This is a genomic window from Nostoc sp. KVJ3 (assembly GCF_026127265.1).
Lineage (GTDB): Bacteria > Cyanobacteriota > Cyanobacteriia > Cyanobacteriales > Nostocaceae > Nostoc.
In genome coordinates this window covers 1,593,237-1,615,207 of sequence record NZ_WWFG01000001.1, presented here as the reverse complement: position 1 = coordinate 1,615,207, position 21,971 = coordinate 1,593,237, and the positions used below count along the sequence as shown (strand labels likewise).

The following is a 21,971-nucleotide window of genomic DNA, read 5'->3' as shown; positions in this document are numbered from 1 at the left end:
AAATTAAATTTATGATGACATAATGCCTTGACTTGAGATCCTAATCTCTATCTCAGGAGCAATAGACGCTACTTTCTGTGAACGCTATGCCAGTTTGCTTGCAATGACATTGTGTAATTAATTCCGTCTGACTACTTATATGATGTCCGGTTAAACACTTGTCATTGTGTACTCCGTTGGAGAACCCGAACGCGAATAGCGTCTCCGAAGGAGAAGGGTACGGAGTGAAGCGATCGCAGCCCTTGGGATTGCTTCGCTTCTCTACGAGACGCTTCGCTTCGCTCGCAACGACTGGTTTTGGGTCATTTATTTTTTGGAACACTCTTACCTGAAAAACGCTACATATTCCTGTTTAAATCATAAAAGGTTCAAGTTCGCGGTTACACCACTCATCTTCAACCCGTTCAGTAACCAGTGGTCTGATGATAAACTTGGGCGGGCTACCATCCAAAACATCAATCCGCACACATGAGTAAGGCCGCCGATTCTGGAAATTGTAATCATGACGACCCACAAAAAGCATTGAATCAGCAACTTTCCGAGTCGGTTTACCTGCAATTTCTGTAAAAATCTCCATCAATTCAGTTCCCTCTCGCCGTTGATAGCGGGGACGATGACCACTACCACCAGAGATAATACAGTTAATGTGAGAGTCAGCAAATCCGGTATCAGTTGTGCAAAGATGCTCCAAACAGTGGGCGTGACCATTTAAAATCAAATCGACTATGGGACGTTCTTTAATTAGAGAACCAAGAGTTTCTGCTACTTGTTCAAACACCCAGCGCAAACGATGGCGAACCGCTAAGGTTTGTGCCTGATTCCACTTAGTAGCCTCAGTAACGTAAGGTGGATGGTGGAAAAAGATGACACGTCCACGCACTTCTGAGGTGTTCCAAGATTCGATTAGTCTGCTTCGCAACCATTCAAGTTGTTCAAAATCGATCGCAGCCATTTTCTGAGATGCCAATTGTTTTTCAATATCGATTTTGATCTCGTCTATTTGATCTAATTTGGCGCTAAGTTCATCAAGTTGTTCCGCTTCGGCAGGTTTATCTGGGTTGAGGCGATCGCATATTCCCAAAATCTGCAATTCTTCTCGATCTATTTCCTGGCGACGCTTTTGCAATTCCCGGCGATAAATTTCTCCCTCTTGAGTTGCAGGTAAAGGTGATGGTGTATTAAAAGTATTAGAATCCAGTGCGAAAAAGTCAATCCCGCCATAACGAAAGGTGTAATAGCGATTGGGTAAACGGGTAAACTGTCCGGGTTCATAACGCAAACACCGCCCTGTGTCAGTTTTAGCAGTATAGTGTCGATCTAAATGACGTTCTAATTCTTGTGGGGAAGCGATCGCTTGGGTATAATCCATAAATGCTCGTGCATAAGCATTTCCTTGATACGATCCATGCCAGCCGATCTCGATATCTTTGTAGCGGAACAGGCGACGTAATGAAGATGTTGTTCCAGTCAATAAACGATACATCAAGGGTACATCATAGTAATCATGATTACCAGGTACTGGCAAGAACGGCAGATTAAACACCATGCGATCGTAGAGAATGCTTTTCGGGTTGTCGCCACCGACAAGAAATTCCCGGTAAGGTTCAATAAAGTTTGTTGAATAATATTCTTGGGAACCAACCACATAGATTACATCGCCTGTGTGCAACACAAAACTGCAATCATCTCGGTGAGGCAGCATCAATTCGGCAACTTTTCGCTGGGGGTGGTGTCGATAATGGGATTGAGTACCAGAATCACCAATCACCATAAAGGAAAATTCTGGACTATCTTCCCTGCGATCGTCAATAACCATGCTGGTTTGGTCAATTCCCCGTTGCACAAAACTTGGATGCATCCACCGCACCCGTTCCTTCATTTTTTGGATTTTCACAGGAATCGGTGGATCGGAAATCAATTTCATGGCTGATAACTCTTGAATGCCTAATGCACACGCTGATTGTAACGAAATATTTAATTGTCGTTAGTTATTAGTCATATCATGTGCGCCAAATTACCCATACCCCTCCCCGCTTGCGGGGAGGGGTTCTTCGGGTTTAATAAGCAATCAAGCGGAGATGATATCATTTCTAAATAAGCAATTCCCAATTCCGGCGTTGCCGATTACGGTATGAAAACGATTGTGCATTGCGGTGAAAAATCCTTGTAGAGAAGAAAATTTTACGTCTCTACATTCAAGTTCATACCTCGATTCAGCAACGCCCCCAATTCCCCATTTTCAATCTTAAGGCAAATTTTCTCGCAGTAATGCCCGAAAACCCGCTTGTTGAAAATGCTCATCAGCAGTTAGTGCTTCAGTGATTCCGCTATATTCCATCACAATAAAAGATACACAATCCACAAATCCCCATTCTCTTTTAGTTTGTTCGCGATATAGTTCAAAAGCACGTTCGTAGAGTTCTTGGGAGAGGGGGACAATTTCTACTTTCGAGTCAGCTACTAGAGAATTTAATAATATAATTGCCGCCTGACGATAAGGTTGTTGGGATAAGGCATTGCCAATTTCCAACATTACCGCCTGTGTTGTCACCAAACGAGTTTCTGCCGCTTGTAACATTTTAGCCAGATGTAAGGCTCGGTCATGCAAGCGATCGCTCGGTGCAGATAAAGCAATGGCAAATGATGTATCAAGAAAGACTTCAGAATGCATGGAAAATTTACTTACTGTACAAATATTTATCTATATTGGTAGACCAATCAGCTGGCCCATCTAAGTTGAGCGATCGCGCCGTTTGCAGAAATGATACCGTTTCATGTTCGCTAGGCGGTAAAATTTCGATACTGATTCGCACGCGGGTATTGATTGGCAGTGCGATCGGTTCAGCCGGATAGAAGACTTTGCCATTAAACACAGCTGTGATTTTTTCTACCATTTTTCGCAAAAAGTACTTTTAGTCTATCCTAAGCTGGTTGTAACAATACAGGTAGAGTAGACGACGCAATAACTAGTAAAGATACTTATAGCTGTCTTACGAATTATATCGATTATTTAGGATTGTCTAATATTGATTCAATAGAATGTTTCAAAAATACAATAAACTCCAATACTGTTGGGTTAAGGCAAGAGACGCGATGAGAGAGACGCGATGAGAGAGAGGTTGAATGAACAAGTATTTGGCTGTGATTTTAGGCACTAGTTGATCCCCCTAACCCCCTTAAAAAGGGGGAAGAATCAAAGTCCCCCTTTTTAAGGGGGATTTAGGGGGATCTCCAAGGGTTAGGCGTATAAAAAAAACTTTTCAAACAGCCTCTAAGAAAGACGCGATAAATCGCCGTCTTTACAATAATTAGTCCTTTGTCCTGACGGCGATTTATCGCGGATTTGGGATCTATATATGTTCATCAAATAACCGTATTGCAATAAACTCCACCCTTTCATGAGTCGAAAAGGTGGAGTTAAGAATTTGAAGAGTTAATAAATTCTCTTCATAAACTACAAATGACAACTATAGCCGTAGTCACACAGGTTAGGACATTTTGAAAGCTAGGAATAGTAATACTTTTACCTCCTCCCTCCTGCTATAACTAGATCCGTGACTTGACAAATTTCTCTAATCGATCCATTCCCTTTTCAATCGTCGCCATATCTGTGGCGTAGGAAAGGCGAATATTGTCATCAGCGCCAAAAGCAATTCCGGGAATAACTGCAACTTGATGTTTTTCTAGCAAAGCGTCACAAAATTCTAGGGATTTTAGACCGGTTTTGCTGATATCAGGGAACAGATAAAACGCGCCATCTGGTTTGGCGGTACTCAATCCAGGAATGGCGTTGAGTCTGTCTAGCATTACCTGTCGGCGTTTGGCGAAGGCTTGGCGCATTTCTTCGACACAATCTTGGGAACTTTGTAGCGCTGCGATCGCACCATATTGAGCAAAGGTACACACGTTAGATGTACTATGCCCTTGGATGGTACTCGCGGCTTTAATGATTTCCACTGGCCCCGCTAAATAACCAAGTCTCCACCCAGTCATGGAATAAGCCTTTGCAAATCCATTACTAATCAAAGTGCGGTCAAAAATTTCCTTCCCTAGCGAACCGATGCTGATATGTTCTGCACCGTCGTAGAGAATCTTTTCGTAAATCTCATCAGAGACAACTAAGATATCTGCATCAACTATTACCTGCGCCAGTGCTTTGATTTCGGCTGGCGTGTAAACCATCCCTGTGGGGTTAGATGGGGAGTTGAGGATAAATAACTTCGTTTTCGGCGTGATTGCTTTACGGAGTTGTTCGGGAGTAATTTTATAACCCGTTGTGGCATCTGTGGGCACAATTACCGATACTCCACCGACTAAAGTCACCATTTCGGGATAACTTAGCCAGTAGGGTGCAGGGATAATGACCTCATCACCTGGATCGATTAGCGCCACTATCAAGTTGTACAGAGAATGCTTTCCGCCATTGGTGACAATGACATTCTCGGACTTGTAATCAAGACCATTATCAATTTTAAGCTTATGGGCGATCGCTTCCCTTAACTTTGGTTCTCCGGCTGCTGCACCATATTTGGTTTTGCCTTCTTCCAAAGCTTTGACTGCTGCGGCTTTAATATGCGCTGGGGTATCAAAATCTGGTTCTCCAGCGCTAAAACTACAAACATCTATTCCTTCCGCCTTCAGTGCCTTAGCCTTGGCTGCGATCGCTAAGGTTAATGAAGGTGTTACCTGACTTACTCTTGCTGCCAGCTTCATTCTTACTATATTTTGGCAAATCTTTCACTGATCTAAGGATATCCCAGAATCCCTACCAAGATTTGCTTTTTCTAAATTCGTTGGAGGTTGGGAACTAGGAATTACGAATAATTACTGATTCTTGACCCGTGACTCTTAACAATGTACTTTACGTAGTGTTTTGATTTTAGAGAAAACTAATTCTATGCAATTAAAGAAACTTCTCATCGCATCTTCTCTGTTATTTACTAGTCTTTTTATACCTAATGCTGCCATTGCTCAAAATCGCGGTACTCCAGGTAAATTTGATTTTTATGTATTGACACTTTCTTGGTCGCCAGATTATTGTGCAGCAAACGGTAGCCGCGATCAGCAGCAGTGTGGTTCTGGAAAGAAACTTGGTTTTGTACTACATGGTTTGTGGCCACAATACCAAGCTGGTTATCCGGCTAATTGTTCCACGCAAAAATTACCGTCGGAAGTAAAGCGGCAGTTCCCCAATTTGTATCCTAGTAATAAACTTTACGATCATGAATGGGAAAAACATGGTACTTGTTCGGGGAAAACTCCTGCGGAATACTTGGGATTGAGTAAAAAGTTAAAAGATGCGATCGCTATTCCCCCAGCTTATAATCGTCCTAATAAACCCGTGCGTACCACAACTACAAATTTTAAAAATTCCTTTGTGAGTGCGAATAATAACATTACTGCCGATGGAATAGCACCTTTTTGTTCTGGTTCGGGAAGATTTTTGCAAGAAGTCTTCTTTTGTTATTCTAAAAATGGTGAACCTGGTACTTGTAGCGCCGAGATTTTGAAGCGATCGCAAAAAAGTTGTGGTCAACCAGATTTTTTAGTGAGAAACGTTAGATAAAACGGGGAATTGGGCATGGGGCATGGGGCACTAGTTATTCTCCATCCCCCTGCTCCCCACAACTATGAATTGAATTTTATTAATCTATTATTTACTGAATATTAATTCTTCCTTAACCTATTTATTCTAATCTTCATTTGTAATCAGAACCTATTCTTATTTCGAGATAGCAGATGCAATCAGATAGTCTATTCAGGAAAAAGTTGTATTTATAACCATAACTTCTTGTCTAGCTGCCCAATTGCAAGAATCCCAGTTTTTTTTCCCAGTTTTAATAGTTTTTTGCAACACAAATTATTTTTGTCAGACTGCATTCTTTTCTCTTACTAGGAGTGCTAAATGGAATACTTATTTCTAGCTTTGGCGCTGAGTCTTGCACTCGCCTTCGAGTTTGTCAATGGTTTTCATGATACTGCAAATGCAGTTGCCACAGTCATTTACACTAACACCCTGAAGCCAAATATTGCCGTTGTTTGGTCAGGCTGTTGGAACCTAATTGGTGTGCTGACATCAACTGGAGCAGTTGCTTTTGGTATTATTGCCCTACTTCCCGTTGAATTGGTACTCAATGTTGGCTCAAGTGCAGGTTTTGCAATGGTCTTTGCACTTTTGATTTCGGCGATTATGTGGAACTTGGGAACCTGGTACTTGGGTTTACCTGCATCCAGTTCACACACATTGATTGGCTCAATTATGGGTGTTGGTTTAGCCAATTCAATGTTATCTTCGGGTCATGTCTTTGGCGAGGGCGTGAACTGGGCAAAGGCGCAGGAAGTTTTTACATCGCTACTGGTTTCGCCAATCGTCGGATTTACCTGTGCTGCACTACTGTTAATACTGGCAAAAATACTGATTAAACGACCAGAATTGTATCGTGCGCCAGATCATGGTAAAGCACCGCCAACTTGGATACGTGGTTTATTAATCTTGACATGTACTGGTGTGAGCTTCGCCCACGGTTCAAATGATGGTCAAAAAGGTATGGGTTTGATCATGCTTATCTTAGTAGGCATTCTACCAGGGATGTTTGCACTGAATATAGATACCGATGCGGGAGCGATCGCTCAGTTGATTGCTACATCAAACTCTGTAGTTCCAGTACTGCAACAACAAGCACCTGGAACATCGTTAAGTAGCCAAAATATTACAGATGAGCTTTCCAACTTCCTTAAACCAACCGCCGAAGCTAACAACAAAACCTTTGCCGCCCTTGCTGCCGAAAGTCAGATAATTGGAGATAAGCTTGCTGGTAAGACAAGTTTCAAACAGCTTTCAAAGGATGAACTTGGCTCATTACGAACCGATATGTATCTAGTTGCTGGAACAATTGGGAAATTGGACAAGCAGAAAAAATTTACCGATCCTAAACAAGAAGAGGCACTTAGCAGCTATAAAAGTCAGTTGGATAAAGTAACCAAATTCATTCCCAATTGGGTGAAATTTGCCGTCGCCATTGCACTCGGTCTTGGCACAATGATTGGTTGGAAGCGGATTGTGGTGACAGTGGGTGAAAAGATTGGCAAAGACCACCTTACCTACGCTCAAGGAGCTTCCGCCGAGCTAGTAGCGATGACAACAATTGGTGCTGCGGATTATTTCGGTTTGCCAGTCAGCACCACTCACGTCTTGTCGTCTGGTGTAGCAGGTACAATGGCGGCTAATCATTCTGGCTTGCAGATGGATACCCTGAGAAATCTACTACTAGCGTGGGTGCTGACATTACCCGTTTGTGTATTGCTTGGCTCTGCTACATACGCAGGGGCTTGTACATAGTTTTAAATGTTCTGGGTTTGAAGTAAGACAATGAAGCATGGGGCATGGAGCATTGAGCATTGGGTATGGTGAAGAGACAAGGAAGAAACTTGTTAAATAATTCCCCTCATCCCCCTGCCCCCTGCCCCCTGCTCCCTGCCCCCTGCCTCTTCCCTACTCCCTAAGCGATCGTCACATCTGGCGACAAGTAAACATCTTGAATGGCGTGAAATAACTTCACGCCTTCGTCAAAGGGACGTTGGAAGGTCTTTCGCCCAGAAATTAATCCTGAACCACCAGCGCGTTTGTTGATTACAGCAGTGCGAACTGCTTCCGCGAAGTCATTTTTACCAGTCGCGCCACCAGAATTAATCAACCCCACACGCCCAGAGTAGCAATTCAGTACTTGGTAACGAGTTAAATCAATTGGGTGATCGGTAGTCAATTCTGTGTAAACCCGCTCATCGGTTTTGCCGTAACTCTTACCACTGGCTTTGGCAACTGCACCGTAACCATTGTTATTTTCAGGTAACTTTTGTTTAATGATATCAGCTTCAATCGTCACGCCCAAATGATTCGCCTGTCCGGTGAGGTCAGCCGCAAGGTGGTAATCTTTGTCTTGTTTAAAGGCGTTATTCCGCAGATAGCACCAGAGAATTGTCACCAAACCCAATTCATGAGCGCGTTTAAAAGCTTTACTGATTTCTTGGATTTGTCTGGTAGAATGCTCCGAACCAAAGTAAATTGTTGCACCTACCGCCGCCGCCCCTAGATTCCAAGCTTGTTCCACATCAGCAAACAATACCTGGTCAAATTGATTGGGAAAAGTCAGCAATTCGTTGTGATTTATTTTGGCAATAAAAGGGATTTTGTGGGCATATTTGCGCGAAACTATACCTAATGTCCCCAAAGTGGTAGCAACAGCATTGCAACCTGCGGCGATCGCTAGTTTAACAATATTTTCTGGATCGAAGTAAATCGGATTGGGCGCAAAAGACGCACCTGCCGAGTGTTCAATCCCTTGGTCTACTGGTAAAATCGAGAGATAACCTGTGTTTGCCAGACGACCAGTAGAATAAAGTAACTGGAGATTACGCAATACTTGAGGATTGCGATCGCTATTGAGCCAGATTCGATCTACAAAGTCTGGCCCCGGCAAATGTAGTAAATCCTGAGAAACCTTTGCTTTGTAACTAAGCAGGTCTTCAGCCTCTTTACCCAGCAATGACTCGATAGAATTAGCCTGTATGAGCGTTGTAGTCATAGTGTTTTCCTCAAAAATTGAGCAAATGACCTTGCCTTTAAGATAGCATTTTTAATACTGGTAACTTGTTTAAGCTTCCATTAACGAGATATATATTCCTTTTGATATAAAAGTCTTAAATTATTCTTTAAAAATCGATAAAATCAATATTTGACAACAATCAAGTCGTTAAGAGTGTTCCAAAAAATAAATGATCCAAAACCCGTCGTTGCGAGCGTTCGCGAAGCGTCTCTACGAAACGCTTCGCGAACGCTCGCAATGACAATTGGGCATTTTTTTACTTGGAGTACTCTAAGAGGATGAATGAACAAGTCCTTTTCTTAGTAGCAAAACGTTTTAGATCCCCCTAAATCCCCCGATAAATTGGGGGACTTTGATTCCAGTTCCCCCCTTTTTAAGGGGGGTTAGGGGGGATCAACAAGTGCCTAAAATCACAGCTAAATACTTTTCAAACAACCTCTAAGTAATATCGGTAGACCCTTATTGTGCTAACAATCGTTAAAAGAACAAATACAATTCTATGAGTAAGTTTCAAATTGATATCGACTTCAGCAATATAGATTTAGCTTCCCTTGAGACAGAAGAAGATTTTCAAAGAGAAGCAAAAACATTACTCCCAAAGGTACTAGTCAAACTAGGTGAAAGTGTAGGTGATAAGACTTGGGAAGAATTACAGCAAAAGCTGCAAGCATCTGGAGGTAAACTCAAATCTTCCCCAAGCGAGAAACGTAAGTTTATACAAGAAACAGGAAGAACTTATCAACGAAATGCTAGTAACAGAGAAAAACAAGAACTAGAAGAATATATAGTAGACCAATTACGCCAGCAAAAACACTAAAGCTCCACCTAAGTCTGAGAGGATGTTTTAAAAGTCCTCTGGTTAGTAGCAAAAAGTTTTAGATTCCCCTAAATCCCCCGATAAATTGGGGGACTTTGATTCCGGTTCCCCCCTTTTTAAGGGGGTTAGGGGGGATCAACAAGTGCCTAAAATTACAGCCAATCACTTTTAAAACATCCTCTGAGGTAGGTGTATTCTAACTGCTATTTTTAGCAATAATTTTGGTAGGGTGCGTTAGCCTTTGGCGTAACGCACCACTTTACTAACTTGCAGTATTCAAAATAAGTAGTTAAACAAAATTAATTACACAATGTCATTGCGAATGGAGCGTAAAGCCTTCGGCATAGCTTCGCTTAACGCGGTAGCGTCTCGTAGAGATAGCGAAATGAAGCATAAGTCCTTCGGACACGCTTCGCGAACGCGGGGGCTAGGGCGTGTTTTCAAAGTCTTAGATCCCCCCAACCCCCTTAAAAAGGGGGGCAAAGAGTCTCTTAAAGTCCCCCTTTTTAAGGGGGATTTAGGGGGATCTAAAAAGTTAAGAGGCTAAACGAGCAGTTTGAAAACACGCCCTAGGATTGCTTCTCTTCGAGACGCTGTTCGCCTTCGCTTCGCTCGCAATGACTGTAATTAATTCTGCATGGTTACTTGGTTGTAGTTCTTACATTTTTGAACTCCGTTAACGAGTCTTTGATACTCGTGAACGAGTCTTTGAACTCCGTTAACGAGCCTTTTATACTCGTGAATGAGCCTTTGAACTCCGTTAACGAGTCTTTGATACTCGTGAATGAGCCTTTGAACTCCGTTAACGAGTCTTTGATACTCGTGAACGAGTCTTTGAACTCCGTTCACGAGCCTTTTATACTCGTGAACGAGTCTTTGAACTCCGTTAACGAGTCTTTTATACTCGTGAACGAGTCTTTGAACTCCGTTAACGAGTTTTTTATAAGTAGTCGGACAAAAATAATTACAGTCATTGCGAGCGGAGCGAAGCAATCCTAGCCCTTGCGATTGCTTCGCTTCGCTCGCAATGACATAATTTACTGGACATGATTCAAACAAACGAGCGACGAATCAACTCCACTTGGAAGCCATAGCCGTCGGCAACTTCCTCAATTAACTCGCGTTGCAACAGCAAGCTGAAAGTAATATCAGCATCGGCGAACTCTTGTAATAACCTTTGACGGCTAACTATAGCTCCTTCCCCTTGAGCGGCGATAAAACGTAGAATAGCTTGTCCAGTTGCGTTTACTTGGTTATTTTGAATATCAGCAAAGAAAAAACTACCACTTTGCAAAGCTTCTGGTATCGCGGCTTCCACATCCGCTAAAGTTGCCAATCGCCGGATAGAAGGGTCTTGCTCATTCTTAAGAACAATAATTTCCGCACAGAGTAGTTGTACTAAAAATGGGTGACAACGGGTGAGTTGTAGAACTCGCTCAACAGCGTTGGGTTCGTAGCGCAGGGTAAAATCTTTGACGGGACGTTCAATTAATTGTCGTGCTTCCGCTTCTTTGAGGTAGGAGATATGCACTACTTGGACATTAATTAGATAACTAGCCCAGCGCTGATATTCTTCGATAGTATGAGAGCCAGCCAGTAAAATCTTAAAACGGGGGCGATGTTGGATGAGGTGACGCAGCATTCCCAAAACATCCTGTTCATCAAAGCGACCTTTGGCTATGGCGTTGTCTAGCACCTCGAATTCATCTAGGGCTAGTAAGACAGTATTTTCTTCTAAAGCCTGTTCTACTTTATCTAGCCATTCATAAAAATAAGTGAAGGGGTCAGATTTTAACACTTCGCGGGCTAGGGACGGTAGAGTTACACCTTGCTTTTTCGCTGACTTCTCCATCTCTCTAGCCAGGTTGTAGACAAAACCCGCATGGTCACTAGCTGATGAAGGTGCGCCTTGCAAGTCTATAAACATCGGGATGATGGAATTGGGGAGTAACTTGCCGATGTTGTTGAGGAGGGAAGTTTTACCCATGCGTCGCTGACCGTATAGTAGCAGAGGTGGACGACGGTAGTCTAAAAGTAGTTGCTCGATCATGCGTAAGCCAATGTCATTACGCCCAGTGAAAATTTCTTGCTCTAGTGTGAGGGGTACGCCGATGATGTAAGGTGAGTCAATTTCTTGACGGAGTTCAGTAATTTTAGCCAGTTCTTTTATATAGTTGGTGACTATCTCACGCCAACTTTTGATAATAGGGTAGAAACGGACTGTGTATTTGTCGCTGCTGCGAGCAAAGTTCTGCAAGTGTAGATTTAATTTATCTGCAACATCTCTGAGGGGTAAGCGCTGGTTATAAGCACTTGCTTGATTGAGGGCAGCATCTACATCCTCACTGATGCGGCTAAAGATTCGTAGCAAAGGGCTAACTTCATTCTCTAGTTCGCCAATTACCAAGCTGCGATGAGCTTCACGAATAGCTTCAACATCTGCACAGCGTTGTAAACTGCGTGCATCTAGTTCAATTTGTACAGCTTGAGCCGCCCAGCGTTGGGGGCTGGTACTGAGATATTCTAAGGCAGCTTTGCCTTCAACTGGGTTATTTTCGATGACAAATAGGAGATGCTTATCCAAGCTGGGCAGATATAAACGCTGCCACTCATCCCAGAAGGCAGAGTGAAAGCGCAATAAACAAGAGCTTCTAACATTACGCCCTTTATCTAATCTATAGAGGAGATAATTCCAGAGAATGAGAAATGGAAAGGATAAAACAGGTCGCCATGAATTAATAGTTATTCCCACGCCTACCGCCACGCCTACCGCCACGCCTACCGCCACGCCTACCGCCACGCCGAACGCCACGCCGAACGCCACGCCGAACGCCACGCCTACCGCCACGCCGAACGCCACGCCTCCCGCCACGCCTCCCGCCACGCCTAGCGCCACGCCTACCGCCACGCCTCCCGCCACGCCGAACGCCACGCCTAGCGCCACGCCTACCGCCACGCCTACCGCCACGCCGAACGCCACGCCGAACGCCACACCGAACGCCACGCCGAACGCCACGCCTACCGCCACGCCTACCGCCACGCCGTACTTTACACGAATAAGTATAGTTGTGATTGGTTCACCCAATGCCCACAGTATTAAGCCCAGCAGTAAGTTAGCCAGGATAGGCAAGATGAAGTATCCCTGGATGAAAAACCGCCACAGAGCAAGGTTTCGCCATCGCCCTTGTCTCAACAAGATAATCAGCGAGGAGTCGGTGTCTAAAATACGGTCAATACGCTTGAGGTGGTTACGCCAAGCTGAGGGGCGAAAAACAAGCCAGAAAAGTAGTTGCAGACTACCGAGGATTAAGTTTGGGTGCTGCTGGGGTGCATCGGTGTAGGCGTTGGGGGGTAGTTGTGGTGAGGTCAACGTTTTTGCACTCCTTATTTAATACTCTGTGTCATTGCGATTGCTTCGTCGTTCCTCCTCGCAATGACATATTCTGTCATTGCGAATGCAGCGTTAGCGGAATGAAGCAATCGCAAAGGCTAGGATTGCTGTGCTTTACTTTGGTGCGATCGCAATTAAATCGCAAAGGCGAGGATTACTGTGCTTTACCTTGGTGCGATCGCAATAACAAACTGTTTGTTAATATGTCATTGCGAATGCAGCGTTAGCGGAATGAAGCAATCGCAAAGGCGAGGATTACTGTGCTTTACCTTGGTGCGATCGCAATTTACACCAGCAAAATTTATAATGCATCGTATAAATCTCTCCATTCTTGATTGATACTATTCACTAAATCAATTTTCTTTTGTCTGGAACCTGCCTTAATCTGTTTTTCTCTACTAATGGCTGTATAGGCATCTTCAAATATTTCATAATAGACTAATTTGGTGATGTTGTATTTTTTAGTAAATCCTTCTATTATTTTTTCTTTGTGTTCATAAACTCTCCTTTGTAAATCGTTGGTTACTCCTGTATATAGCACAGTGTTATACTTATTCGTCATGATATATAAATAATATTGCTTGTTCATTTCTAATCCTTATTTGGGATAGAAAGTCAGTCATAACAAATTTTTATTATATTTGTAACCGCAAAATTATATGTAATATCATGTCCTCAAACATTTGTCATTGCGTATTCCTTTGGAGAAGATGTAGGTTACAAAGTTAAGCAATCCTAAAACCTTGCGATTGCTTCGTCGTTCCTCCTCGCAATGACAATTTAAATTTATCATTGCAAGACTTCCCAATCTTCCAAAGGCACGGCAGGTTCAAAAGGATCGTCATAATGGTATGGTTGTTTGCCACGCAAAGGATACAAATTCGCTTCTTGGGGATGAGTGTGACTTTCTAGAATGATAATTTCAACTGCTTCCCCAGCTTGAAACGGTAAATCCTCAATAATCAAGGTTCCGTTTTTAGTTAACTTTGTTTCAATTCGGTGTGCTTTCATAGTTACTCTGCTAGTTCTGAATCTAAGAGGATGTCTCAGAAGGATCAAATATTTGTTGATCCCCCTAAGCAAGCCTTAAAAAGGGGGAATAAGAGTCTTAAAGTCCCCCTTTTTAAGGGGGATTTAGGGGGATCTCCAAGGGTTAGGTGTATACAAGAAAAGTTTTCAGACATCCTCTAATAAATCAGTAAACGGTTTCATTTGTCTTAATCCCTCCTCACGCCAATTATCATCATTCTCCCCTTCTTCTAAGTTAAATAATCTTTCTCTACACAGAATTTGTAACAACAGTGGCCAGCAGCAACTTTGTGTCAAAATCCACTCTACATCTTCGTCAGTGAAAGCAATGAGCGAACTTGCTATCAATTCTCGCGCTTCTATCTCAGTCAATACTCCCAGATATGCGGTGTAGGCGAAAATATTGAAAAAGGGTGAACTGTGTCCTGTGTTTCGCGCCATTTCAATCGGTGATTCAGGGGTAGCTAAGATAAACGCGAGATTCCCGCCTGTGTGGTTACTCGCCAAAGACCGCAAACTCTCCCAAAAGCCATCATCTAATTCTGGACAGCGTTGCAAGCCAACGCCAATCTCATCCAATAAGATGATTGTGGGAGAATGCAAATTATCGCTGACTACATTCATAAAACGATCTAAATCGCAAGGTGTAGGCACTTGCATCTTCAGGGATTCTAGGATGTACTTTAGCAAACCTTCTTGGCTTTGCATTCGTGCGTCTTGCAAGTCTACAAAAATCCAACGGTAATTTTCTTGCGGTAGCCAGTCAGATTTTTGGTCAGGACGCAGATGTTCTGCCGGGGCGGTGCTAATATTTTTGAGATAGTGTAGCAGGGATGTTTTGCCACTACGCTTTTTGCCAATAATGGCGGCGTTTTGTAAGGGATGACGTTTGAGTAAGTTGAAGAGACGTTTTAATTCTTTCTCTCGTCCAAAAAAGTAACGCGGCTGGGTGATGGGTGCGCCAGTGATGAAGGGCGATGCTTCCCCGTTAGTTTGCTGCGATTTGAGTGGAGAAGCTTGAACTTTGTTTTCAGGTATTTTGGTTGGTGAAGCTAATTTTAGTTTTTTTTCTACTTGATCAAGTTCAGCTTCTAGTGTTTTTAATCTAGCATTTTCTTCTTTAAACTGCTGTTCTAATTGAAATTTATTTGTTGTCCCAGCCTCAATCGATAAATCGTGTCTTATTTTGTGGACTTTTGCATGCTGGATATCCCACATTTCTTGAAGTCCGTTTTGCTTCTTCTCTAATCTAAATTGTTGTTCTACACTCAAGGTTTGAGGTTGCGATTTTTCTGGTTCTTTGTATGCAATTTCTTGCCAGTCTAACCCCAAATTCTCGCTAATTTCTCGAAAATTCAGATAGTCAACAGGTTTACCAGTGGAAAAATTTTCGACTATGGATAAATAAAAATCCATGTGAGTAGCCAAAGACTCTTGGCTGTGATAGCCGTTGCGCCCAAGTGCTGACTTAACTTTATCAATATACTCTGGGGCTACTCGGAGCGATCGCATCATCATTCCTCATCGAGAAACTGCTGTGAGTATATCAGGTTTTTATACTAGCTAAACAGTAAAGCTATTTAGCGATCGCGTATTTCACTCTAGAAATTATACTCATCCTGAACTTATGTGAATGAACCTTAGAGCTTCATGGTTTTTTTTACGAACCGCAAAGGACGCAAAGAAAGAGAAGAAATATGTCTATAAATGAAGTGAAGTAAAGCGGTGCGTTAGAGGATGTTTGAAAAGTCCTTTTATTAGTAGCAAAACGTTTTAGATCCCCCTAAATCCCCCTTAAAAAGGGGGACTTTGATTCCGGTTCCCCCCTTTTTAAGGCTACGTGTACACACATCTCTGTAGAAACCCAAAATCGTTGGAGATCCCCCTAAATCCCCCTTAAAAAGGGGGACTTTGATTCCAGTTCCCCCCAATACATCGCTATGCATTATAAACATCTTTCTTAACAGAAACTTGGACAAAAGCCAGAGATTGTGTATTGTCTATACGAAGACCCGGAAGCATCGCAAAGTCAGCAAATGGAACAATGGATCACACAGGAACTAGAAAGAACCGAATTAGGTGACACCAGAAGAACCAAAGGATTAATCAAAATAGTGGAAAATTTAAGTGCCAAACCAGAAGCAAGTATTCCACAAGCGAGCGGGACATGGGACGAAACAAAAGCCACTTATGACTTCTGGGATTCACCATAGGTCAAACCATCGATGATTAGACTTGGACATATTGATGCGACAGTAGAGCGAATCAGCAAGCAAAGAGTAGTCTTGGCAATACAAGACACCACAGAACTGAACTACACTTCTCACAAAGCCCTAGCAGCAACAGGATATCTCGATAGTAAATATGCCCAAGGATTAAAAGTCCACACTTGATTACATGATATCGTTGAAGGTTGGCAACTTTGTCAATCTCTCCATCATTAATTATTGCCTCATCTTTAGTCAATTTGTTGAATTTTCGTTTTTGACACCGAGGTGGTCATCAGATAATTATGACTTTTTGAAGTTTTTTTGATTTTCATCTCCATTGTTCAGAATAATTGCTGATTTTTTGTCTTTCTCATCCAGTACATAACTTCTGACTTCTGTCAATTTTTCTGTTAAGAAAGATGTTTATAATGCATAGCTTTTTAAGGGGGGTTAGGGGGGATCAACAAGTGCCTAAAATCATAGCTAAATACTTTTCAAACATCCTCTTATAGTACTCCAAGTAAAAAAATGCCCAATTGTCATTGCGAGCGAAGTAATCGCAGATATTGGGATTGCTTCGCTTCGCTCTCTACGAGACGCTACGCGAACGCAATGACGGGTTTTGGATCATTTATTTTTTGGAACACTCTTAGTAGTTAATAACGAATTTTTGGGCAAAGTTTGACAGGTTGTCTTTTGACGCAACGATTCTTTTAAAATTATCGTTTTTAAGTATCTGGTAGGAAATAGCATCAAAAATATTTTTTAATTTCCCTTTAATTGCCTTTCCCCAGTCAGCCTAGTCTACTTCACCTACTCTAAAAAACTCTATGTTCCACTTTACCCTAAAGAAGAATTTGGGATGGCTATTATTAATTTCGGTTTTGATTAGCACACCAGTTAATGCCCACACCGAAAAAGTATCAAAAGATGTGGGTGGGATGCTGCATATTGAACCCTATGACAATCCTCAAGCTGGCAAAACCGCTCATGCTTGGATTGTCCTTACCCATAAAGGCGGGCAACTAATTCCCTTGACACAATGTAACTGTCAGTTGGTTGTCTACCCCCAACCTCACACCAAAACTGATGTCCCATTGCTGAAGCCAAGTTTACATAATGTTTCAACTAAGAAATATAAAAGCATTCCCGGAGCCGACATCGTATTTCCCAAAGTAGGAGCTTATGATTTGGAGTTAAGCGGTTCTCCCAAATCTGGAGCTAGTTTCAAGCCCTTTGTGTTGTCTTACACTGTCACTGTCGGCTCATAGAAGTTGAAGTGTGTAGAATATCATGCTGTAGCAAGATTCCGCGAAATTTAGAAATTGAGCGTTGCTGAATCGAGGTATAAACTTGAATGTAGAGACGTAAAATTTTACGTCTCTACAAGGATTTTTCACCACAATGTCCAATTCCCAATGCCCATAATTTAAAATCCTGCCAAATGATGTGAAGATTTCAAACTCAGGGATGATGAGTAATTAGCAATTAAATTGACAAAATTACACTATAAAGAGTGATATTAAGCGAATAGATAGCGCTTGTAAAGGACTAACGGGCATGATTAAATCTTGGATGGTGATTGGGGGAGTGGCTTTCTTGGTTGCTTTAGCTGCTAACGTGATTACGCCTAGCGATCGCCAATGGTTCAAGCGCTTACAACGACCTAGATGGCTAACCTTTGAGAGTGCGATTCCAATTATCTGGACTGTAATATTTATTTGTGGTGCTTGGTCAGCTTATATTATCTGGGAAAAAGATCCAGGAAGCACCTCAACCTGGTTAATTATGGGTTTATATCTCCTGTTAGAAATTATTACCATCGCCTATACGCCTGTAATGTTCAGGCTTCGCAGTCTGAAAGTGGGGACAATTCTTGGAGCCACAGGTTTTATTATTAGTGCTTTATTGATACTTGCAATCTTAGGTATTTCTGGTTGGGCAGCATTGCTTTTAGTTCCTTATTTGCTCTGGAGTCCCATTGGTACTTATACCACTTGGCAGATGGTCAGTCTCAACCCTCAAGATGCCTAGTTTTAGATTTTAAGTCTTTAAACGGACATGATATAACGCATCTATGCGATCCGCCCATAACGCGCTGTAACAGGATTCGCTGGATTGGATTGATTATTCAGCCAAGCCCACATTTGATCGCCAATAGAAAAATGCCACCACTCTCTAGGATTGCGTTGAAAGCCAGCTTTTAACATTACATCTTGTAACAGTTGACGATGAAAATGATACTGTTGTGCTTCTGGGTGGTGATTATTGGCATAATAATCGGGATGCGATCGCTCTGACATTTCATCAATGGGCGAACCCATATTTACTATTTGCCCAGTATTATCTACTAGTGTCACATCCACTGCTGCACCTGTACTGTGAGGAGGAGGTGTTTTTCGATCCGAACTTGGTACAGCCCAAATTTCATAAACTGCTTCCCAAATCTCTTGGCGAAGATTAGGTGATAACTCCACCTCAGTCAGTTTCCTGTCCTGTAATGCTTGAGCGAAGCTGTAATCTACCATAAATTGCTGGACTGCGATCGGGCGATAGGCATCAAAGATTTGGATACGCCAGTCAGGATGCAGCAAATTAAGATAATTTTGCGCTTGGATCAAATTTTCAATAACGCTTTGACGAAGATAATAGGGAGAGTGTTCGCCATAAGTAGCACCTAATTTTTTATAAGGATGGGGAGATTCTACCGCAAATAAATTTAAAGGAATCTCAATTAACGGTTCACCACACTCAAAGATCGCGATTTGATGATAAGGTCTCATCTAGTCAGCCACACATAACTTACGGATTTCAACGCAAGCATAGCATTTTTAGGAATTACGGAAAACTTTAGCCAAAAAGAAAGATTTTCAGGTAGGGGCAATTCATGAATTACCCCTGAACGCGTGTAATTTTGTGTAAGTCCTAATAGGGCCACTTCCAGTCACGAATTTCTGGCATATCGTCGCCGTACTTCTCAATGTAGTGCTTGTGTTCTATTAGCTTATTTTGCATCTCCTGTTTGACATAAGCTGCCCTATATCCTAGCTTTGGTACGCGAGCAATTACGTCCATTACTAGATGAAAGCGATCGAGATCGTTAAGCACAACCATATCAAAGGGGGTGGTGGTAGTTCCTTCTTCCTTGTAGCCACGCACATGCAAATTATGATGATTGGTCTGGCGATAAGTCAAGCGATGAATCAGCCAAGGATAGCCGTGAAAGGCAAAGATAATCGGTTTATCTGTGGTAAAAATTGTGTCAAAGTCTTTTTCGCTCAAACCGTGGGGATGTTCACTTTTTGGTTGTAGTGTCATCAAATCAACTACGTTTACCACCCGCACCTTTAAGTCAGGGAAGTGCTGGCGCAGAATGTCTACAGCCGCTAAAGTTTCTAAGGTGGGAATATCCCCAGCACAACCCAGCACAACATCTGGTTCACCGCCTTGGTCGTTGCTTGCCCATTCCCAAATACCGATGCCTGTGGTGCAATGCTTGATAGCGGCATCCATATTTAGGTATTGCAATGCTGGTTGCTTTCCGGCAACAATGACGTTGACATAGTTACGGCTTCTCAAACAATGGTCAGTTACCGATAACAGGGTGTTGGCATCGGGGGGCAAATAGACGCGAACGATTTCTGCTTTCTTATTGATTACATGGTCAATAAAACCGGGGTCTTGGTGAGAAAAGCCGTTGTGGTCTTGTCGCCAAACGTGGGAGGTGAGTAAATAATTGAGGGAAGCTATTGGTCTACGCCAAGGAATATGTTTGGTGGTTTTTAACCATTTGGCGTGCTGATTGAACATCGAGTCAATAATGTGAATAAAAGCCTCATAACAGGAGAAGAAGCCGTGCCTTCCTGTGAGGAGGTAGCCTTCTAACCATCCTTGACAACAAGTTTCGCTGAGAATTTCCATCACCCGACCGTCGGGGGAAAGATGGTCATCTTCGGGGAGAGTTTGGGCTACCCAATCCCGGTTTGTGAATTCCAGTACAGCGCTTAAGCGATTTGATGCTGTTTCATCGGGGCCGACGATACGGAAATTGCGGGTTTCTTGGTTAAGTTGCATGATATCCCGGAGGAAAATGCCTGCAACTTGGGTAGCTTCAGCGATCGCTTTCCCAGGTTCAAAAACATCTACAGCATAGTCTCGAAAGTCCGGCATCTTCAGGTCGCAAAGCAAAATACCGCCGTTGGCGTGAGGATTGTCACCCATGCGTCGATGACCTTTGGGAGCCAGTTCTGCTAGTTCTGGAATCAGCTTACCGTTACTGTCAAAGAGTTCTTCTGGTTGATAACTCTTCATCCAATCTTCTAGAACTTTCAGGTGTTCAGGCTGTTTGGTGATATTGCTTAAGGGAACTTGGTGCGATCGCCAAGAACCTTCGGTTTTTTTGCCATCGACTTCTTTGGGCCCTGTCCAACCTTTGGGGGTTCTCAAGACAATCATCGGCCACTGGGGACGTTCGGTGAAACCGTGGACGCGGGCTTCTCTTTGGATGCTTTGAATTTCTGCTATTACTGTATCTAGAGTCGCCGCCATCTGCTGATGGACATCTGCGGGATCGTCACCTTCGACAAAGTATGGTTTGTAGCCGTAGCCTACCAATAAGCTTTTTAATTCCTCATGGTTGATCCGTGCCAATACAGTAGGATTAGCAATTTTATACCCATTCAAGTGCAGGATCGGCAATACAGCCCCATCATGAACGGGGTTAAGAAACTTGTTGGAATGCCAGCTAGCCGCTAAAGCACCTGTTTCAGCTTCGCCATCACCCACAACAGCAGCAACGATTAAATCAGGATTATCAAAAGCTGCGCCATAAGCGTGGACGAGGGCATAACCTAGTTCCCCGCCTTCGTGGATAGAACCAGGAGTTTCCGGTGCAACGTGGCTGGGAATACCGCCAGGGAAAGAGAACTGTTTGAAGAGTTTCTGGATTCCTTCAGCATCCTGGGAGATATTATGGTAATACTCAGTGTAAGTGCCTTCTAAGTAGGTGTTGGCTACCAGTCCAGGGCCACCATGACCAGGCCCAGCAATATAAATGGTGTTTAGGTCATATTTTTTGATGACTCGATTTAGATGAACATAGATAAAATTCAGCCCTGGTGTTGTTCCCCAGTGACCCAACAGCCTGGGTTTGACGTGTTCCAGCTTTAGCGGTTCTCTGAGTAGCGGATTATCGAGTAGATATATCTGTCCAACGGAAAGATAGTTAGCTGCACGCCAGTAAGCATTTATCTTATGTAATTCTTCGTCTGTTAAAGGCTTTGTTTGTGGAGTCGTTGCTAATGTCATTATCGACACTCCCTTACAAAAAGGATTTTGACGGGTTCATCACTAAGCAATTGTACTTGTTTTCCAGATGATGGCTATCTAACCCATGATAAATTTTTACAGTCTTTGCGATCGAATTTCTGAAAAGTAAAAGAAAGAATGCTGATTTTGTAGGATGTCTAGCAATTGTAAATGGATGGCTTATTTCCGCCGTGACGTACTATTTAGTTTGTCAATAAATAATTGATGGATAAATTCCCTGTAGAGATGGCGATTTATCGCGTCTCTCTAACCGTCAAAATAAATTTGACAGACTACTATTAGTCTGTCAAGTCAACAATGCTTACATAAACCAAGTTTTAGAATCTTTCTCTCTTTTTCTCTGTGTCGCGCCAGTTGCTTCAAGTCGGGGAACCCGCCCAACGCACTGGCAACTCTATTGCCTCTGCGGTTCGTTCTTTTACCCTTCAAAGTTAGCTTGACAAAGTACTAGAGATTTTGGGGAGTATTTAGTCATCGTCAGATGACTTTGTACTATTAGCAAGAAACCGAAGTTTCTTGCGGGACATCACTTTTACCTTTAAAGAATGTAGAGACGTTGCAATGCAACGTCTCTACAGGGGTTTCAGGTAACG

19 protein-coding genes are annotated in these 21,971 nt (G+C 42.7%); 8 read left to right on the top strand and 11 right to left on the bottom strand.

The genetic code is table 11. From position 1 onward, the window contains the following. Nucleotides 1–352: 352 nt before the first annotated feature. The 4 genes from GTQ43_RS06445 to GTQ43_RS06430 form a co-directional block, all read right to left on the bottom strand. Nucleotides 353–1,924, bottom strand: coding sequence for a metallophosphoesterase family protein (locus tag GTQ43_RS06445; RefSeq protein ID WP_265271663.1), 1,572 nt, complete (start codon nucleotides 1,922–1,924; stop codon nucleotides 353–355). A 321-nt stretch (nucleotides 1,925–2,245) separates the two neighbouring features. Then, nucleotides 2,246–2,671 (bottom strand): type II toxin-antitoxin system VapC family toxin, encoded by a 426-nt coding sequence (locus GTQ43_RS06440; protein WP_265271661.1) that lies wholly within the window; start codon nucleotides 2,669–2,671, stop codon nucleotides 2,246–2,248. 7 nt (nucleotides 2,672–2,678) lie between these two features. Further along, complete coding sequence (locus tag GTQ43_RS06435; protein WP_190890230.1) at nucleotides 2,679–2,894, bottom strand: antitoxin family protein; 216 nt, start codon at nucleotides 2,892–2,894, stop codon at nucleotides 2,679–2,681. A gap of 652 nt (nucleotides 2,895–3,546) precedes the next feature. Further along, complete coding sequence (locus GTQ43_RS06430) at nucleotides 3,547–4,713, bottom strand: pyridoxal phosphate-dependent aminotransferase (protein ID WP_265271656.1); 1,167 nt, start codon at nucleotides 4,711–4,713, stop codon at nucleotides 3,547–3,549. Nucleotides 4,714–4,897: 184 nt separating this feature from the next. On the opposite strand from GTQ43_RS06430, the gene GTQ43_RS06425 reads away from it, so the two are divergent. Continuing rightward, the gene (locus GTQ43_RS06425; protein ID WP_265271655.1) at nucleotides 4,898–5,566 is read left to right on the top strand and encodes a ribonuclease T2 family protein; all 669 of its coding nucleotides are present in this window, start codon (nucleotides 4,898–4,900) and stop codon (nucleotides 5,564–5,566) included. Between the two features lie 339 nt (nucleotides 5,567–5,905). After that, nucleotides 5,906–7,339 (top strand): inorganic phosphate transporter, encoded by a 1,434-nt coding sequence (locus GTQ43_RS06420; protein WP_265271654.1) that lies wholly within the window; start codon nucleotides 5,906–5,908, stop codon nucleotides 7,337–7,339. Nucleotides 7,340–7,499: 160 nt separating this feature from the next. Here GTQ43_RS06420 and GTQ43_RS06415 read toward each other — a convergent pair whose 3' ends face one another. Next, nucleotides 7,500–8,582: a class I fructose-bisphosphate aldolase gene (locus tag GTQ43_RS06415; protein ID WP_265271653.1), complete on the bottom strand. Its 1,083-nt coding sequence runs from the start codon at nucleotides 8,580–8,582 to the stop codon at nucleotides 7,500–7,502. Nucleotides 8,583–9,102: 520 nt separating this feature from the next. Here GTQ43_RS06415 and GTQ43_RS06410 point away from each other — a divergent pair. After that, nucleotides 9,103–9,420 carry a hypothetical protein gene (locus tag GTQ43_RS06410; protein ID WP_265271652.1) on the top strand — a complete coding sequence of 106 codons (318 nt, stop codon included), beginning with the start codon at nucleotides 9,103–9,105 and terminating at the stop codon, nucleotides 9,418–9,420. Between the two features lie 1,051 nt (nucleotides 9,421–10,471). Here the strand turns inward: GTQ43_RS06410 and GTQ43_RS06405 are convergent. Next, nucleotides 10,472–12,790 (bottom strand): AAA family ATPase, encoded by a 2,319-nt coding sequence (locus GTQ43_RS06405; RefSeq protein WP_265271651.1) that lies wholly within the window; start codon nucleotides 12,788–12,790, stop codon nucleotides 10,472–10,474. A gap of 101 nt (nucleotides 12,791–12,891) precedes the next feature. Here GTQ43_RS06405 and GTQ43_RS06400 point away from each other — a divergent pair, with 101 nt between their 5' ends. Next, nucleotides 12,892–13,038, top strand: coding sequence for a hypothetical protein (locus tag GTQ43_RS06400; RefSeq protein WP_265271650.1), 147 nt, complete (start codon nucleotides 12,892–12,894; stop codon nucleotides 13,036–13,038). A 74-nt stretch (nucleotides 13,039–13,112) separates the two neighbouring features. On the opposite strand, the gene GTQ43_RS06395 is transcribed toward GTQ43_RS06400, so the two are convergent. From GTQ43_RS06395 to GTQ43_RS06385, 3 genes are all read right to left on the bottom strand, one after another. After that, nucleotides 13,113–13,400, bottom strand: a complete 288-nt coding sequence (locus GTQ43_RS06395) for a GIY-YIG nuclease family protein (RefSeq protein ID WP_094345140.1) — start codon at nucleotides 13,398–13,400, stop codon at nucleotides 13,113–13,115. 200 nt (nucleotides 13,401–13,600) lie between these two features. Next, on the bottom strand, nucleotides 13,601–13,822 hold the full coding sequence (locus GTQ43_RS06390) for a hypothetical protein (RefSeq protein WP_265271647.1): 222 nt from the start codon (nucleotides 13,820–13,822) through the stop codon (nucleotides 13,601–13,603). A 165-nt stretch (nucleotides 13,823–13,987) separates the two neighbouring features. Further along, complete coding sequence (locus tag GTQ43_RS06385; protein ID WP_265271645.1) at nucleotides 13,988–15,358, bottom strand: TniB family NTP-binding protein; 1,371 nt, start codon at nucleotides 15,356–15,358, stop codon at nucleotides 13,988–13,990. A 473-nt stretch (nucleotides 15,359–15,831) separates the two neighbouring features. On the opposite strand from GTQ43_RS06385, the gene GTQ43_RS06380 reads away from it, so the two are divergent. From GTQ43_RS06380 to GTQ43_RS06365, 4 genes are all read left to right on the top strand, one after another. Beyond that, nucleotides 15,832–16,053 (top strand): transposase, encoded by a 222-nt coding sequence (locus tag GTQ43_RS06380; protein WP_265271643.1) that lies wholly within the window; start codon nucleotides 15,832–15,834, stop codon nucleotides 16,051–16,053. Nucleotides 16,054–16,065: 12 nt separating this feature from the next. After that, nucleotides 16,066–16,233, top strand: coding sequence for a hypothetical protein (locus tag GTQ43_RS06375; protein ID WP_265271641.1), 168 nt, complete (start codon nucleotides 16,066–16,068; stop codon nucleotides 16,231–16,233). A gap of 647 nt (nucleotides 16,234–16,880) precedes the next feature. Next, nucleotides 16,881–17,321 (top strand): hypothetical protein, encoded by a 441-nt coding sequence (locus GTQ43_RS06370; protein WP_265271639.1) that lies wholly within the window; start codon nucleotides 16,881–16,883, stop codon nucleotides 17,319–17,321. Between the two features lie 289 nt (nucleotides 17,322–17,610). Continuing rightward, entirely contained in the window at nucleotides 17,611–18,084 is a 474-nt protein-coding gene (locus GTQ43_RS06365) for a TspO/MBR family protein (RefSeq protein ID WP_265271638.1), read from the top strand. Nucleotides 18,085–18,125: 41 nt separating this feature from the next. Here the strand turns inward: GTQ43_RS06365 and GTQ43_RS06360 are convergent, their stop codons facing one another. Next, the gene (locus GTQ43_RS06360; protein WP_265271637.1) at nucleotides 18,126–18,833 is read right to left on the bottom strand and encodes a M15 family metallopeptidase; all 708 of its coding nucleotides are present in this window, start codon (nucleotides 18,831–18,833) and stop codon (nucleotides 18,126–18,128) included. 142 nt (nucleotides 18,834–18,975) lie between these two features. Continuing rightward, the gene (locus GTQ43_RS06355) at nucleotides 18,976–21,357 is read right to left on the bottom strand and encodes a phosphoketolase (RefSeq protein WP_265271635.1); all 2,382 of its coding nucleotides are present in this window, start codon (nucleotides 21,355–21,357) and stop codon (nucleotides 18,976–18,978) included. Nucleotides 21,358–21,971: the final 614 nt, after the last annotated feature.

What these genes read in the sequence shown, in the direction of transcription:
- GTQ43_RS06445 (WP_265271663.1), bottom strand. Translation starts at nt 1,924, where the DNA reads ATGAAATTGATTTCCGATCCACCGATTCCTGTGAAAATCCAAAAAATG.
- GTQ43_RS06440 (WP_265271661.1), bottom strand. Translation starts at nt 2,671, where the DNA reads ATGCATTCTGAAGTCTTTCTTGATACATCATTTGCCATTGCTTTATCT.
- GTQ43_RS06435 (WP_190890230.1), bottom strand. Translation starts at nt 2,894, where the DNA reads ATGGTAGAAAAAATCACAGCTGTGTTTAATGGCAAAGTCTTCTATCCG.
- GTQ43_RS06430 (WP_265271656.1), bottom strand. Translation starts at nt 4,713, where the DNA reads ATGAAGCTGGCAGCAAGAGTAAGTCAGGTAACACCTTCATTAACCTTA.
- GTQ43_RS06425 (WP_265271655.1), top strand. Translation starts at nt 4,898, where the DNA reads ATGCAATTAAAGAAACTTCTCATCGCATCTTCTCTGTTATTTACTAGT.
- GTQ43_RS06420 (WP_265271654.1), top strand. Translation starts at nt 5,906, where the DNA reads ATGGAATACTTATTTCTAGCTTTGGCGCTGAGTCTTGCACTCGCCTTC.
- GTQ43_RS06415 (WP_265271653.1), bottom strand. Translation starts at nt 8,582, where the DNA reads ATGACTACAACGCTCATACAGGCTAATTCTATCGAGTCATTGCTGGGT.
- GTQ43_RS06410 (WP_265271652.1), top strand. Translation starts at nt 9,103, where the DNA reads ATGAGTAAGTTTCAAATTGATATCGACTTCAGCAATATAGATTTAGCT.
- GTQ43_RS06400 (WP_265271650.1), top strand. Translation starts at nt 12,892, where the DNA reads ATGAAGCAATCGCAAAGGCTAGGATTGCTGTGCTTTACTTTGGTGCGA.
- GTQ43_RS06395 (WP_094345140.1), bottom strand. Translation starts at nt 13,400, where the DNA reads ATGAACAAGCAATATTATTTATATATCATGACGAATAAGTATAACACT.
- GTQ43_RS06390 (WP_265271647.1), bottom strand. Translation starts at nt 13,822, where the DNA reads ATGAAAGCACACCGAATTGAAACAAAGTTAACTAAAAACGGAACCTTG.
- GTQ43_RS06385 (WP_265271645.1), bottom strand. Translation starts at nt 15,358, where the DNA reads ATGATGATGCGATCGCTCCGAGTAGCCCCAGAGTATATTGATAAAGTT.
- GTQ43_RS06375 (WP_265271641.1), top strand. Translation starts at nt 16,066, where the DNA reads ATGATTAGACTTGGACATATTGATGCGACAGTAGAGCGAATCAGCAAG.
- GTQ43_RS06370 (WP_265271639.1), top strand. Translation starts at nt 16,881, where the DNA reads ATGTTCCACTTTACCCTAAAGAAGAATTTGGGATGGCTATTATTAATT.
- GTQ43_RS06365 (WP_265271638.1), top strand. Translation starts at nt 17,611, where the DNA reads ATGATTAAATCTTGGATGGTGATTGGGGGAGTGGCTTTCTTGGTTGCT.
- GTQ43_RS06360 (WP_265271637.1), bottom strand. Translation starts at nt 18,833, where the DNA reads ATGAGACCTTATCATCAAATCGCGATCTTTGAGTGTGGTGAACCGTTA.
- GTQ43_RS06355 (WP_265271635.1), bottom strand. Translation starts at nt 21,357, where the DNA reads ATGACATTAGCAACGACTCCACAAACAAAGCCTTTAACAGACGAAGAA.